General features: G+C 63.5%; 10 protein-coding genes. 6 read left to right on the plus strand and 4 right to left on the minus strand.

Annotated features, from left to right (window positions below; translation table 11 throughout):
• The first annotated feature begins 62 nt into the window (after positions 1-62).
• Together hrcA and C7455_RS06340 are read left to right on the plus strand one after the other, a co-directional pair.
• The gene (gene hrcA, locus C7455_RS06335; RefSeq protein WP_109666842.1) at positions 63-1,145 is read left to right on the plus strand and encodes a heat-inducible transcriptional repressor HrcA; all 1,083 of its coding nucleotides are present in this window, start codon (positions 63-65) and stop codon (positions 1,143-1,145) included.
• A gap of 114 nt (positions 1,146-1,259) precedes the next feature.
• Positions 1,260-1,733, plus strand: a complete 474-nt coding sequence (locus C7455_RS06340; RefSeq protein WP_425450631.1) for a nucleotide exchange factor GrpE — start codon at positions 1,260-1,262, stop codon at positions 1,731-1,733.
• Here the strand turns inward: C7455_RS06340 and mutS are convergent.
• On the minus strand, positions 1,730-4,366 hold the full coding sequence (mutS, locus tag C7455_RS06345; protein WP_109666621.1) for a DNA mismatch repair protein MutS: 2,637 nt from the start codon (positions 4,364-4,366) through the stop codon (positions 1,730-1,732). The two genes, C7455_RS06340 and mutS, sit on opposite strands and share 4 nt — an antisense overlap.
• A 129-nt stretch (positions 4,367-4,495) precedes the next feature.
• Here mutS and C7455_RS06350 point away from each other — a divergent pair, with 129 nt between their 5' ends.
• Complete coding sequence (locus tag C7455_RS06350) at positions 4,496-6,760, plus strand: NADP-dependent malic enzyme (protein WP_109666623.1); 2,265 nt, start codon at positions 4,496-4,498, stop codon at positions 6,758-6,760.
• Positions 6,761-6,779: 19 nt separating this feature from the next.
• Here the strand turns inward: C7455_RS06350 and dnaJ are convergent, their stop codons facing one another.
• Complete coding sequence (dnaJ, locus tag C7455_RS06355; protein WP_109666624.1) at positions 6,780-7,940, minus strand: molecular chaperone DnaJ; 1,161 nt, start codon at positions 7,938-7,940, stop codon at positions 6,780-6,782.
• Positions 7,941-8,014: 74 nt separating this feature from the next.
• Positions 8,015-9,925, minus strand: a complete 1,911-nt coding sequence (gene dnaK, locus C7455_RS06360) for a molecular chaperone DnaK (protein WP_109666626.1) — start codon at positions 9,923-9,925, stop codon at positions 8,015-8,017.
• Between the two features lie 185 nt (positions 9,926-10,110).
• Between dnaK and C7455_RS06365 the strand changes: the two genes are divergently transcribed.
• Complete coding sequence (locus C7455_RS06365; RefSeq protein ID WP_109666628.1) at positions 10,111-10,716, plus strand: alpha-ketoglutarate-dependent dioxygenase AlkB family protein; 606 nt, start codon at positions 10,111-10,113, stop codon at positions 10,714-10,716.
• A gap of 1 nt (position 10,717) precedes the next feature.
• On the opposite strand, the gene C7455_RS06370 is transcribed toward C7455_RS06365, so the two are convergent.
• Entirely contained in the window at positions 10,718-11,491 is a 774-nt protein-coding gene (locus C7455_RS06370; protein WP_342767622.1) for an ABC transporter permease, read from the minus strand.
• A 161-nt stretch (positions 11,492-11,652) separates the two neighbouring features.
• On the opposite strand from C7455_RS06370, the gene cysQ reads away from it, so the two are divergent.
• A complete protein-coding gene (cysQ, locus tag C7455_RS06375; RefSeq protein ID WP_425450632.1) occupies positions 11,653-12,435 on the plus strand; it encodes a 3'(2'),5'-bisphosphate nucleotidase CysQ in 783 nt (260 codons plus the stop codon).
• On the plus strand, positions 12,432-13,232 hold the full coding sequence (locus C7455_RS06380) for a 3-deoxy-manno-octulosonate cytidylyltransferase (RefSeq protein ID WP_109666631.1): 801 nt from the start codon (positions 12,432-12,434) through the stop codon (positions 13,230-13,232). Before cysQ ends, C7455_RS06380 begins: the two co-directional genes overlap by 4 nt.
• Positions 13,233-13,237 lie beyond the last annotated feature (5 nt).

Here is a 13,237-nt window from a genome sequence, read left to right on the forward strand (position 1 = left end):
CTACATTCCGCGGGATAGTCCGCGCGCCCCCCCGGACGCAAGCCCGAATGGACCACAGGACCATGACGACGACCGACCGAAAGACATCAAACCAGACCGTAATCGGTGACCTGAACGACCGGTCGCGTGAAGTGTTCCGTCGCGTGGTCGAAGGTTATCTTGAAACCGGCGCACCGGTGGGCTCGCGCACCTTGACGCGCAGCCTGTCGGAACAGGTCTCGGCGGCCACGATCCGCAACGTGATGCAGGATCTCGAATATCTGGGCTTGTTGGGCAGCCCTCATATCTCGGCTGGGCGCGTTCCGACGCAGTTGGGGTTGCGGATGTTCGTCGACGGTTTTCTTGAGGTGGGCGAGCTTGCGGCGACCGACAAGCAAAGCCTCGATGACACGCTCGGGTCCAATAACGGCGATGTGGGCGCGGCCCTCGACCGGATCGGCGCGGCGCTGTCGCAGGCCACTCATGGGGCGAGCGTCGTTTTGACCCCCAAGCGGGAGGCGCCGGTCAAGCATATTGAATTCGTGTCGCTGTCGCCCGATCGGGCCCTCGTCGTTCTGGTGTTTTCGGACGGTCATGTCGAAAACCGCGTGTTCCAGCCGCCGCCCGGCCATACGCCCAGTGCGATGCGCGAGGCGGCGAATTACCTCAACGCGCATCTCGCCGACCGGACGTTAGGTGCGCTGCGCAACGAGATGCAGCATGAGGTGGATCAGCGCCGCGCCCAGATCGATCAGATCGCCAACCATCTGATCGAAGCGGGTCTGGCCGTCTGGGATGCCGAGGACAAGGAACAGGGCAGGCTCATCGTGCGCGGACGGTCGAACCTGCTGTCAGAGGCCGCCGAGGCGGAGGAGCTGGAACGTATCCGCCTGCTCTTTGACGACCTCGAACGCAAGCGCGACATCGCCGAGTTTCTGGAGCTTGCGGAAACCGGCGATGGAGTGCGCATTTTCATCGGGTCCGAGAACAAGCTTTTCTCACTTTCGGGTTCCGCTCTGGTGGTCTCTCCCTATATGAACGCTGACCGGAAGATCGTGGGCGCGGTGGGTGTCATCGGCCCGACCCGTCTGAATTACGGGCGAATCGTCCCGATCGTGGATTACACGGCGCAGCTGGTCGGCAAACTGATCGCCGACCGCGGGTGAGGCGCTGAACTGAAGGATGAAGAGGCACGCATGTCTGACGCGAAACATGATCATATCGCAAACCAGGAACAGCCGGAGGAGGCCGCCACCGCCGCGGTCGACCTGACCGCCGATATGCCGCTGGATGAGCTGGATGCGGTAAGGGCCGAGCGCGATGATCTTAGGGACCGGCTGCTCCGGACGCTGGCGGAATCGGAAAACGTGCGCAAAAGGGCAGACCGTGACCGGCGCGAGGCCGAGAGGTACGGCGGCTCTCGCATCGTGCGGGATCTGTTGCCGGTCTATGACAACCTGCGCCGCGCGCTGAACAGCGCGACGGATGCTGCGGGCGAGGCCGATGCTGCTTTGCTGGAAGGCGTCGAACTGACCATGCGCGAGTTGATCAAGGTTCTGGCCAAGCATGGCGTGACCGTCATCGCACCCGAGATCGGTGATCAATTCGACCCGCAAAACCACGAGGCGATGTTCGAGGCCCCGGTGCCCGGCACCAAGGCGGGCGATATCTTGCAGGTGATGACCGAGGGATTCATCTTGCACGATCGGCTGGTGCGCCCGGCGCAGGTGGGCGTGTCGTCGAACCCCGGCTAACGACGTTCCGCGAGATCCTTCAACTCATAGAGCAACTGCAGCGCATCCCGTGCCGTCAGATCGTCGGGGTGGATGGTCTTCAACCGATCTTCCACCGCCGATGATGCGGTCTGTTTCACGGGCAGCGCCGGCGCGGACGCGAAGAGGGGCAGATCGTCGATCACGGCCTTGCGCTCGCCGCCTTCGCGCTCGCCCTTTTCCAACGCCTTCAGCACTGTTTTCGCGCGCGCGATGACCCGGTCGGGCAGACCGGCCAGCTTGGCGACCTGCACGCCGTAGGACCGGTCGGCCGCGCCCTCGCGGACCTCGTGCAGGAAGATCACGTCGCCCTGCCACTCCGTGACCGCGACGGTCGCATTGGTCAGCCCGTCCAGCCGCGCGGCAAGGCTCGTCATCTCATGGTAATGGGTGGCAAACAGCGCGCGGCATCGGTTCACGTCGTGCAGGTGTTCCAGCGTGGCCCAGGCGATGGACAGGCCATCATAAGTGGCCGTACCGCGCCCGATCTCGTCCAGGATCACCAGCGCGCGGTCATCGGCCTGATTGAGGATCGTGGCGGTTTCCACCATTTCGACCATGAAGGTCGACCGCCCGCGCGCAAGATCATCGGCTGCACCGACGCGGCTGAAAACCTGGCTGATCACCCCGATCTCGGCGCCGTCGGCAGGCACGAAGCTGCCCATCTGGGCCAGAATGGCGATCAACGCGTTCTGCCGCAGAAAGGTGGATTTGCCCGCCATGTTCGGGCCTGTCAGCAGCGTGACCGCGGCGCCGTCGCCCTTGGGGTTCAGCGCGCAATCATTCGCCACGAAGGGCGAACCGTCACGGGCCAGTGCCGCCTCGACAACGGGGTGTCGGCCGGCCTGGATGGTGAAGGCGCGGTCGTCGCGCATCACAGGCCGGGTCCAGTTGCCTTCGACCGCGCGGCGGGCCAGCGCAGCACTCAGGTCAAGCTCGGCCAATGCACGGGCGGTGACGCCGATCACGTCTTGCTGCGCCAGCACCGCATCGCGCAGGGATTGGAAGAGGGCGCGCTCGATCTCCTGCACGCGGTTGCCAGCGTTCAGGATCTTCGTTTCCAGTTCCGACAGCTCCAGCGTGGTGAAACGCACCGCATTGGCCGTGGTCTGACGGTGGATGAACCGTTCGGACAGCGGCGGTGACAGCATTTTCTGGGCGTGGGTCGCCGTTGTTTCGATGAAATAGCCCAGAACATTGTTGTGCTTGATCTTGAGCGAGGAGACGCCAGTCACCTCGACAAATTCGGCCTGCATCGGCCCGATCACGCTGCGCCCTTGATCGCGCAGATGGCGCACCTCGTCCATTTCGGCGCTGTAGCCCGGTGCAATCGACCCGCCATCGCGCAACTGCGGCGGCGGCTCTGCGACCAGCGCCCGGTCCAGCACGTCGCGCAGCGCGTCGTGGCCGGTCAGGCACTCGCGCGCATCCGACAAGATGGGCGGCAGGGCAAGGTCCGCAAGGGTCCGGGCGACCGCCTGTGCCCCGTGTAGCCCGTCGCGGATCGCGGCAAGATCGCGCGGCCCGCCACGGTCGAGCGCCAGCCGCGACAAGGCGCGGTAAAGGTCGGGAATGCGCCGCAGATGTGCCTCGATATCGTCTCGAACAAGCATCTCAGACACGAAAAAAGCCACAGCGTCGTGCCGGTCTCGGATCACGCCCAAATCGGTCGACGGCCCCGACAGCCGACGTTCCAGCAGACGCGCGCCGCCCGCGGTCAGGGTCCGGTCCAGCACGGACAGAACCGTGTTCGCACGTCCGCCGGACAGCGCGTGGGTCAGTTCCAGATTGCGGCGCGTCGCGGCATCCAGTTGCAACACCTGCCCGGCGTTCTGCCGCCGTGGCGGGTGCAACAGCGGCAGACTTCCTTTCTGTGTCAGGCTCAAATAGTCGATCAGCGCGCCCATCGCCGCAATCTCGGGTCGGGTGAAGGCGCCAAAGGCGTCAAGCGACGAGACCTTGAACACATCGCCGATGCGCCCCTCTGCCCGACTGTCGAAACTGCTGGGCGCAAGCGGCGTGACGGCGGCGCCGATCTCCTCGATGATCTGGGTCCGCTCGGGCGCCATCCCATCCGATACCAGCACCTCGGACGGCATAAGCCGCGCCAGTTCCGGGCCAAGCCGCACGGGCGGGCAGGGCATGACCTGGAAATCCCCGGTCGAGATATCGCACCACGCCAGCGCACCCTCGCCCCGGATTTCGGCATAGGCGGCAAGATAGTTGTGGCGCCGCGCCTCGAGCAGCGTGTCCTCGGTCAGGGTGCCGGGGGTAACAAGGCGCACCACATCGCGCCGTACGACAGATTTCGCGCCGCGCTTCTTGGCCTCGGCCGGGTCTTCCAGCTGTTCGCAGATCGCCACGCGAAACCCCTTGCGGATCAGGGTCAGCAGGTAGCTTTCAGCGCTGTGGGCGGGCACGCCGCACATCGGAATATCATCGCCCGCATGCTGCCCGCGTTTGGTCAGCGCGATGTCGAGCGCGGCCGCTGCAGCGACCGCGTCGTCAAAGAACATCTCGTAGAAATCGCCCATCCGGTAGAACAGGAGCGCATCGGCATGCCGCCCCTTGATCTCAAGATACTGCGCCATCATCGGCGTAACCTGAGCCGTCATCCCAACCCCCTTGCGACGCGGCAAACCCTACGCAAGGCCGCGCCGGGTGAGAAGCGCCAAAAGACCCGAGTTGCCGCTGCCACCCGCAATGGATAAACCGGATTTCGGGCTTAGGGAGGGCACCACAGAATGACCGACAGGACCAAGATCACCCGTGAAGAGGCGCTGGCCTATCACCTGGAACCGTATCCGGGCAAGATCGACATTGTGGCCTCGACCCCGATGGCGACGCAGCGCGATCTGAGCCTTGCCTATTCCCCCGGCGTGGCCGTCCCCTGCGAGGTGATCGCCGAACGCCCCGAGGCTGCTTATGATTACACGACCAAGGGAAACCTTGTCGCCGTCATCACCAACGGGACGGCGGTTCTGGGTCTGGGCAATCTGGGCGCGTTGGCCTCCAAGCCCGTCATGGAAGGCAAGGCGGTGCTCTTCAAGCGGTTCGCCGACGTCAATTCCATCGACATCGAGCTCGATACCGAGGATCCCGATGAGTTCTGCAAGGCGGTCAAGCTGATGTCGCCGACCTTTGGCGGCATCAACCTTGAGGATATCAAGGCGCCAGAATGTTTCATCATCGAGCAGCGTCTCAAGGAAGAATGCGACATTCCCGTTTTCCATGATGACCAGCACGGCACTGCGGTGATCTGTGCGGCCGGGCTCTTGAACGCGCTGCACCTGACCGGGAAGAAGATCGAGGATTGCAGGATCGTGCTGAACGGCGCAGGGGCGGCCGGCATCGCTTGTGTCGAGTTGCTCAAGACCATGGGCGCGCGCCATGAGAACTGCATCATCTGCGACACCAAGGGGGTGGTCTATCAGGGCCGCACCGAGGGGATGAACCAGTGGAAATCGGCCCATGCGGTCAAGACTGACCTGCGCACGCTGGCCGAGGCGATGAAGGGCGCGGATGTGTTTCTTGGTGTCTCCGCCAAGGGGGCGGTGACGCGCGATATGGTGGCGGGCATGGCGCCGAACCCGGTCATCTTCGCCATGGCCAACCCTGATCCCGAAATCACCCCCGAAGAAGCGCATGAGGTCCGGCCCGATGCGATAGTGGCCACCGGCCGGTCGGACTATCCCAATCAGGTCAACAACGTTCTGGGCTTTCCCTATCTCTTCCGCGGTGCGCTGGATATCCATGCGCGCGCCATCAATGACGAGATGAAGATCGCCTGCGCCGAGGCGTTGGCGGCGCTGGCGCGTGAGGATGTGCCCGATGAGGTCGGAATCGCCTATGGGCGCAAGCTGTCCTTCGGGCGCGACTACATCATCCCGACGCCCTTCGATCCGCGCCTGATCTACATGATCCCGCCCGCCGTGGCACGCGCGGGCATGCACACGGGTGTGGCCCGGCGGCCGATCGCGGATCTGGAGGCCTATGCCAAGGGTCTGCGCGCCCGGTTGGACCCGACCAGTTCGATCCTTCAGGGCATCTATGCCCGCGCCAAGCAGGCACAGGCCCGGATGATCTTTGCCGAGGGCGACGACCTGCGCGTGCTGCGCGCGGCGGTCGCCTATCAGCGTCAGGGTCTTGGCAAGGCCTCGGTTGTCGGGCGTGAGGCGGATGTGAAGGAAAAGCTGCAAAGTGCCGGGCTGGGTGATGCCGTGCGGGAGCTTGAGGTGGTGAATGCCGCCAACACCCCGTATCTCGAAGGCTACAAGTCATTCCTCTATCAACGCTTGCAGCGCAAAGGGCATGACCGCGCCGACATTCACCGGCTGGCCGCCCGCGACCGGCATGTGTTCGCGGCGCTGATGCTGGCCCATGGCCATGGTGACGCGCTTGTCACCGGGGCGACGCGCAAATCCGCCTATGTGCTGGATCTGATCGGAAAGGTCTTCGATGCGCGGGCGCAGGACGGGGCCGTGGGCATCACCGCCCTGCTGCACAAGGGTCGGATCGTGCTGATCGGGGACACGCTGGTCCACGAATGGCCCGAGAAGGAGGACCTGGCCCTGATCGCCCAACGCGGCGCGCAGGTGGCCCGCGATCTGGGGCTGGAGCCGCGCGTGGCCTTCGTCAGCTTTTCGACCTACGGCTACCCGGTCAGCGAACGGGCCGAAAAGATGCACCAGGCGCCGCGTGTTCTGGACGAGATCGGCGTCGATTTCGAATATGATGGCGAGATGACCGTGGATGTGGCGCTGAACCCTGATGTGATGGCGCAATATCCCTTCACCCGCCTGTCAGGCCCGGCGAACGTGCTCGTCGTGCCCGCGCGTCATTCGGCGTCGATCTCGGTCAAGCTGATGCAGGAACTGGCGGGCGCCACGGTGATCGGGCCGATCCTGACCGGGCTAAAAAGCCCGATCCAGATCTGTTCCACGGTCTCGACCGCCAATGACATCTTGAACATGGCGGTCATGGCCGCCTGCGAGATGGGCCGTCACTGAACGTCGGAGAGGGCTGGCCTCAGTTGGCCAGCCCGTCCCAGAAATTCTTGACCTTGTCGAAAAATCCGCTGGCGTTGGGGTTGGTCGACTTGGCGCTCAACTCCTCGAACTTGCGGAGCAATTCCTTTTGTTCCGAGGTCAGGCTGACCGGGGTTTCCACCGCCAGCTCGATGTACATGTCGCCGATGCCGGGGCCGCGCAGCTGCGGCATGCCTTTGCTGCGCAGGCGCATCTGACGGCCCGATTGCGAGCCTTCGGGGACCTTTACGCGGCTACGACCACCGTCGATCGTGGGCACCTCGATCTCGCCGCCCAGCGCTGCCTTGGTCATCGACACTGGCACGCGGCAGAAAAGGTCTATCCCGTCGCGCTGGAACAGCGTGTGGTCGGCAACCTCGATGAAGATATAAAGGTCACCCGCAGGCCCGCCGCGCAGGCCCGCCTCGCCCTCGCCCGACAGGCGGATGCGTGTCCCGGATTCGACACCGGCCGGGATGTTCACGCTCAACGCCCGATCCCTTTGCTGGCGGCCTGCGCCACCGCAGGTGCGGCAGGGGTTCTTGACGATCTGGCCTGTGCCCGAACAGGTGGGGCAGGTCCGTTCAACCGTGAAAAAGCCCTGTTGCGCGCGCACCTTGCCCATGCCCGAGCAGGTTGGGCAGGTGGTGGGTTCCGCGCCGCCTTCGGAGCCTGAACCGTTGCACGACCCACAGGCCACCGAGGACGGCACCGTGATTTGCTTGTTCAGGCCCGCAAACGCCTCCTCAAGCGTGATCTTGAGGTTGTAGCGCAGGTCCGAGCCCCGGCTGGCGCGGCTGCGCGCACCACCGCGCTGGCCGCCCATGAAATCGCCGAAAAGGTCTTCGAACACATCGGAAAATGCGGATGCGAAATCACCTTGTCCGGGCCTGCCGCCGCCATAGCCGCCCGCCCGCGCGCCGCCTGCCATGCCACCGTCGAATGCCGCATGGCCGAACCGGTCATAGGCGGCTTTCTTGTCGGCGTCCTTCAGCACGTCATAGGCCTCGTTCACTTCCTTGAACTGGGCCTCGGCATCGGGTTTGTCGGCGTTGCGGTCGGGGTGAAGTTCTTTCGCCTTGGTGCGATAGCCCTTCTTGATCTCATCGGCGGATGCGCCTTTCGAGACCCCGAGAACCTCGTAGTAGTCGCGCTTTGCCATGCTGTCCCTTCCCTGGAACGCGCGGACCGGCCAAGGTTGCCCCCGGCCGGTCGCTTGCGGGTCACATCACGCGATCAGCCGCGCTTGCGGTCGTCGTCGAGGTCTTCGAAATCGGCGTCGACGATGTCATCATCCACCGGGCGCGCCGCATCGCGGTCATCGTCGCCGTCACCATCGTCGGCCGAGGCCTTGTAGATCGCTTCACCCAGACGCATCGCCGCTTCGGTCACGTTCTGGATGCCGCTCTTGATCTTGCCGGTATCCTCGGTCTCAAGCTGTTCCTTTAGCGCCTTGATGGCCAGTTCGATGGCCTCGATGGTGGCGGGATCGACCTTGTCGCCATGCTCGTCCATCGACTTTTCGGTCGAATGGATCAGGCTTTCGGCCTGGTTGCGAGTTTCGACAAGCTCGCGGCGCTTCTTGTCGGCGTCGGCGTTTTCCTCAGCCTCCTTGACCATGCGCTCGATATCCTCGTCGGTCAGACCGCCGGACGCCTGGATCGTGATCTTCTGCTCCTTGCCGGTGCCCTTGTCCTTGGCGCCGACCGACACGATGCCGTTGGCGTCGATGTCGAAGGTCACCTCGATCTGCGGCACACCGCGTGGCGCGGGCGGGATGTTTTCAAGGTTGAACTGGCCCAGCATCTTGTTGTCGGCGGCCATCTCACGTTCGCCCTGAAACACACGGATCGTCACGGCATTCTGGTTGTCGTCGGCGGTCGAGAAGATCTGCGCCTTTTTCGTCGGGATCGTGGTGTTGCGGTCGATCAGGCGGGTAAAGACACCGCCGAGCGTCTCAATGCCAAGCGACAGCGGTGTCACGTCGAGCAGGACCACGTCCTTGACGTCGCCTTGCAACACGCCTGCCTGGATCGCTGCACCCAGCGCCACAACCTCGTCGGGGTTCACACCTTTGTGGGGTTCCTTGCCGAAGAACTTGGTCACTTCCTCGACAACCTTGGGCATGCGGGTCATGCCGCCGACCAGAACGACCTCGTCGATATCACCCTTGGACAGGCCAGCATCTTTCAACGCAGCCGCGCAAGGTTTCATCGATTTCACGATCAGGTCGCCGACCAGGCTTTCCAGCTTTGCGCGGGTCAGCTTCATGACCATGTGCAGCGGCTGACCGTTCGAACCCATCGAGATGAAGGGCTGGTTTATTTCGGTCTGGGACGAAGAGGACAGTTCGATCTTGGCCTTTTCGGCAGCTTCCTTGAGGCGCCGAAGCGCCATCTTGTCCTTGGTCAGATCGACGCCATGCTCTTTTTTGAACTCGTCGGCCAGGTAATTGACGATCCGCATGTCGAAATCTTCGCCACCAAGGAACGTATCCCCGTTGGTCGATTTCACCTCGAACAGGCCATCGTCGATTTCCAGAATGGTGATGTCGAAGGTGCCGCCGCCAAGGTCATAGACCGCGATCGTCCGGTTTTCCTTCTTGTCGAGACCATAGGCCAGCGCCGCCGCCGTCGGCTCGTTGATGATGCGCAGTACTTCAAGGCCCGCGATCTTGCCGGCGTCTTTGGTCGCCTGGCGCTGGGCGTCGTTGAAATAGGCGGGGACAGTGATGACGGCCTGCGTCACCTCTTCGCCGAGATAGCTTTCGGCGGTTTCCTTCATCTTTGTCAGGATTTGCGCCGAAACCTGGCTGGGCGAGAATTTCTCACCGCGCACTTCGACCCAGGCGTCGCCGTTGCCGCCGTTGACGATCTTGTAGGGGACAAGGTTCTTGTCCTTCTCCACCTCGGCGTCGCCGAGACGACGGCCGATCAGGCGTTTTACAGCGAAAATGGTGTTTTCGGGGTTGGTCACGGCCTGCCGTTTAGCGGCTTGGCCCACCAGACGCTCATCCTCGGTATAGCCGACGATGGAGGGCGTGGTGCGCGCCCCTTCGGAGTTTTCGATGACACGCGGCTGGCTGCCATCCATGATGGCAACGCAGGAGTTGGTGGTGCCGAGGTCGATCCCAATCACTTTGGCCATATCGGTCAGGTCCCTTTTGCTTCAAGCGAACAGGCGGTGGCGGGTCCGTTCAGGCCCCCGGTGCCGCCTTCGTGATGGTGTTTGATTTGGCCGGGGCTGCACGCCCGACCGGTTCGGACGGTATATAGGGAGGTGGATTTGCCCCTGCAAGCGCTGGACAGGGCGAGAAATCAAGGGGAATTGCCATGACCGGTGCCATAGATGTGGGCGGTGTGACGGTCTGGCCGGGTTGGCTCTCCCCCGAGGCGCAGATCGCCATGGCCGCAGACATCCGCGCGGTGGTCGCGTCGGCGCCGCTTTATGCGCCGGAAACCCCGTGTGGTCGGAAGATGTCGGTCAGGATGACGGCGGCGGGCGATTACGGCTGGATCTCTGATCGGCGGGGCTATCGCTACGAGAGCCGCCATCCCTCAGGCGTCGCATGGCCGACCATCCCGGCCTCGGTGCTGGCGGTGTGGGAGGGCCTTGCGGGCGTGGCCCGGGCGCCGCAGTGCTGCCTTGTGAACTGGTATGACGAGGCTGCCCGCATGGGCCTGCATCAGGACCGTGACGAAGCGGATCTGACGATGCCGGTGGTCTCGATTTCGCTTGGCGATGATGCGCTTTTTCGGGTCGGGGGTGTGGTGCGCGGTGGCAAGACGCAGTCCATCTGGCTGCGGTCTGGCGATGTGGCGGTTCTGGGCGGCCCCGCCCGGTTGGCCTATCACGGCATAGATCGGGTGCGCCCCGGCAGTTCCACGCTGTTTCCGCGCGGCGGGCGCATCAACCTGACCCTGCGGGTGGTGGACTAGACTAGCGCCCTGCGCCCCAGCTGGCCGATGCTTGCTTGCGGGTATACGCCTCGCCCATGAAGCCGATCACCATCAGCACGAGCGTCGCGTACAGCGGATATTCCCAGTTCGAGTGATGTGGGAAATAGTTCACAAAGGTGAATCCCCGCGCTTGGTCGATGATGTGGAACAAAGGGTTCCAGTCGAAAAAGCCAATGATCGCCGTGGGCATCATGTTTGCCACGAACATCTTGCCTGACGCGATCATGTTGGCCCGCACATAGACCAGTTGCAGGATGTTCACGAATTCCGGCATCCAGGGTTTGGCCGCCATCAGCACCAGTCCGATAACGCATCCCGATGCCCAAGCCAGCAGGAACATCATCAGCGCACCCGGCCAGTAGGCAAAGGTAAGGGGCGTGAACATGGTGTGGAGGATCAGCAGCAGCACCAGAAGGCTGACCGTCTGCGTGTAAAGCGCGCTCAGCGCCGAGGACAAGATCGCCACCATCGTGTTCATCGGCGCGTGCTGCATGATCGCGGAAGTGGAATTCTCCGTGCCCATGATCGACTGCACACCCTTGATGTGGGTGAGGTAGGCAAAGATGCCGGTCAGCAGGTAGAGCATGAAATCGCCGCGCACGGCGGCTCCGCGCTGCCCCAGCACCGTGAACATCACGTAGAAGGCCGCGATGAAGAGCATGGATTGCACAACGCTCAGCGCGATGGCGAGCACGGCGTTGCGATGGGTCTGACGCACCTTGCGCGAGGCCGCGTGGAAGGTGAGTTCCAGCATGTTCAGCGCAAGGCTGAAAGTTGATTGCGTGCGTCTTGCCTGAAACATGTGCCGGGTCTGCCGTTGCGCCGCTCTTGCCCCTGAGGTTGGCTCAGAGGATAACGCAGCAGGTTATGGCACACAATCACGGCCAAATGGAGGCGGATTTGGATTACGATCAGATGATGCGCGTATTTCGCGCGGCCGCGATCGAGGCGGGCGAGCGGATCATGCAGGTCTACGACGCCGATGATTTCGAGGTGAAATCCAAATCCGACGCCAGCCCCGTGACCGAGGCCGATGAGGCGGCGGATGCGCTGATCTCGACCCGGTTGCGTGCCGCCTTTCCCGATTTGCCTCTTGTGACTGAGGAACAGGCCGACAGCCACGGGCAGGCTGTGAGCAGTTTTCTGATCGTCGATCCGCTCGATGGCACCAAGGAATTCATCCAGCGGCGCGGTGATTTCACCGTCAACATTGCCTGGGTCGAGAACGGCGTCCCGGTGCGCGGCGTCGTCTATGCGCCGGCACAGGGGCGGCTGTTCTACACTGATGCGACAGGCCAAAGCGTCGAGGAAACCGGGCCCTTCGGTCCAGACGTGATAGGGTCGGTTACGCCCATCAGGGTCGGAAAACCCGACAATGCCGCGCTGTATGTGGTCGCGTCCAAGTCTCACCGCGATGCGGCCACCGATGCCTACATCTCGAAATACGCCACCGCAGACATGAAAAGCGCGGGCTCCTCGCTCAAGTTCTGCCTTGTGGCCACCGGCGAGGCCGATCTTTACCCCCGTTTGGGTCGCACGATGGAATGGGATACGGCGGCCGGCGATGCCGTGTTACGCGGCGCGGGTGGCCATGTGATCGGGTTCGAGGATCATCAGCCTTTCACCTATGGCAAGCCCGGCTTCGCCAACGGCTTTTTCATCGCGCACGCGCCGGGTGTGGACCTGAAACCGGCATGAGTGTCGTTTGCATCATCCCGGCGCGCTATGCTTCCAGCCGGTATCCGGGCAAGCCGCTGGCCCTGCTGCGTGGCGCGACGGGCGAGGCACAGACCCTGATCGAACGCAGTTGGCGCGCAGCCTGCGAGGTCGCGGAGTTCGACGCCATCCATGTCGCCACGGATGATGACCGGATCGCCGACGCGGCCCGGGCCTTTGGGGCAAGCGTGCTGATGACCTCCTCAGAGGCGCGCAACGGCACCGAACGCTGCGCCGAAGCCTTGGAGCAGCTGGGCGATGAGGTCGAGATGGTGGTGAACCTGCAGGGTGATGCCCCCCTGACGCCGCCATGGTTCCTCACCGCCCTTATCGCGGGTCTGCGCGCCCATCCGGACGCGGCGATTGCCACACCGATCCTGCGCTGCGATGGCGAGACGCTGGCGGCCCTCAAGACCGATCGCGCAGCGGGCCGGGTCGGGGGCACCACCGCCGTAGTCGATCACACCATGCGGGGTCTGTATTTTTCGAAGGAAGTGATTCCCTTCACCTCCGAGACCTATGCCGCCGAGGCGCCCACTCCGGTGTTTCACCATGTCGGCGTCTATGCCTACCGGCCCGATGCGCTCCGCGCCTATCCCACATGGAAGGTCGGTCCGTTGGAAATGCTGGAAGGTCTGGAACAGCTGCGCTTTCTCGAGGCGGGTCAACCGCTGCTTTGTGTCGAAGTCGCCGCACAGGGTCGAAAGTTCTGGGAATTGAACAATCCCGAGGATGTGCCCCGGATCGAGGCTATGCTGGCCGAGATGGCCCTGCCCTGATGCCA

The organism is Roseicyclus mahoneyensis (assembly GCF_003148775.1).
Classification (GTDB): Bacteria; Pseudomonadota; Alphaproteobacteria; order Rhodobacterales; family Rhodobacteraceae; genus Roseicyclus; species Roseicyclus mahoneyensis.

What these genes read in the sequence shown, in the direction of transcription:
- hrcA (WP_109666842.1), top strand. Translation starts at nt 63, where the DNA reads ATGACGACGACCGACCGAAAGACATCAAACCAGACCGTAATCGGTGAC.
- C7455_RS06340 (WP_425450631.1), top strand. Translation starts at nt 1,260, where the DNA reads ATGCCGCTGGATGAGCTGGATGCGGTAAGGGCCGAGCGCGATGATCTT.
- mutS (WP_109666621.1), bottom strand. Translation starts at nt 4,366, where the DNA reads ATGACGGCTCAGGTTACGCCGATGATGGCGCAGTATCTTGAGATCAAG.
- C7455_RS06350 (WP_109666623.1), top strand. Translation starts at nt 4,496, where the DNA reads ATGACCGACAGGACCAAGATCACCCGTGAAGAGGCGCTGGCCTATCAC.
- dnaJ (WP_109666624.1), bottom strand. Translation starts at nt 7,940, where the DNA reads ATGGCAAAGCGCGACTACTACGAGGTTCTCGGGGTCTCGAAAGGCGCA.
- dnaK (WP_109666626.1), bottom strand. Translation starts at nt 9,925, where the DNA reads ATGGCCAAAGTGATTGGGATCGACCTCGGCACCACCAACTCCTGCGTT.
- C7455_RS06365 (WP_109666628.1), top strand. Translation starts at nt 10,111, where the DNA reads ATGACCGGTGCCATAGATGTGGGCGGTGTGACGGTCTGGCCGGGTTGG.
- C7455_RS06370 (WP_342767622.1), bottom strand. Translation starts at nt 11,491, where the DNA reads ATGCTGGAACTCACCTTCCACGCGGCCTCGCGCAAGGTGCGTCAGACC.
- cysQ (WP_425450632.1), top strand. Translation starts at nt 11,653, where the DNA reads ATGATGCGCGTATTTCGCGCGGCCGCGATCGAGGCGGGCGAGCGGATC.
- C7455_RS06380 (WP_109666631.1), top strand. Translation starts at nt 12,432, where the DNA reads ATGAGTGTCGTTTGCATCATCCCGGCGCGCTATGCTTCCAGCCGGTAT.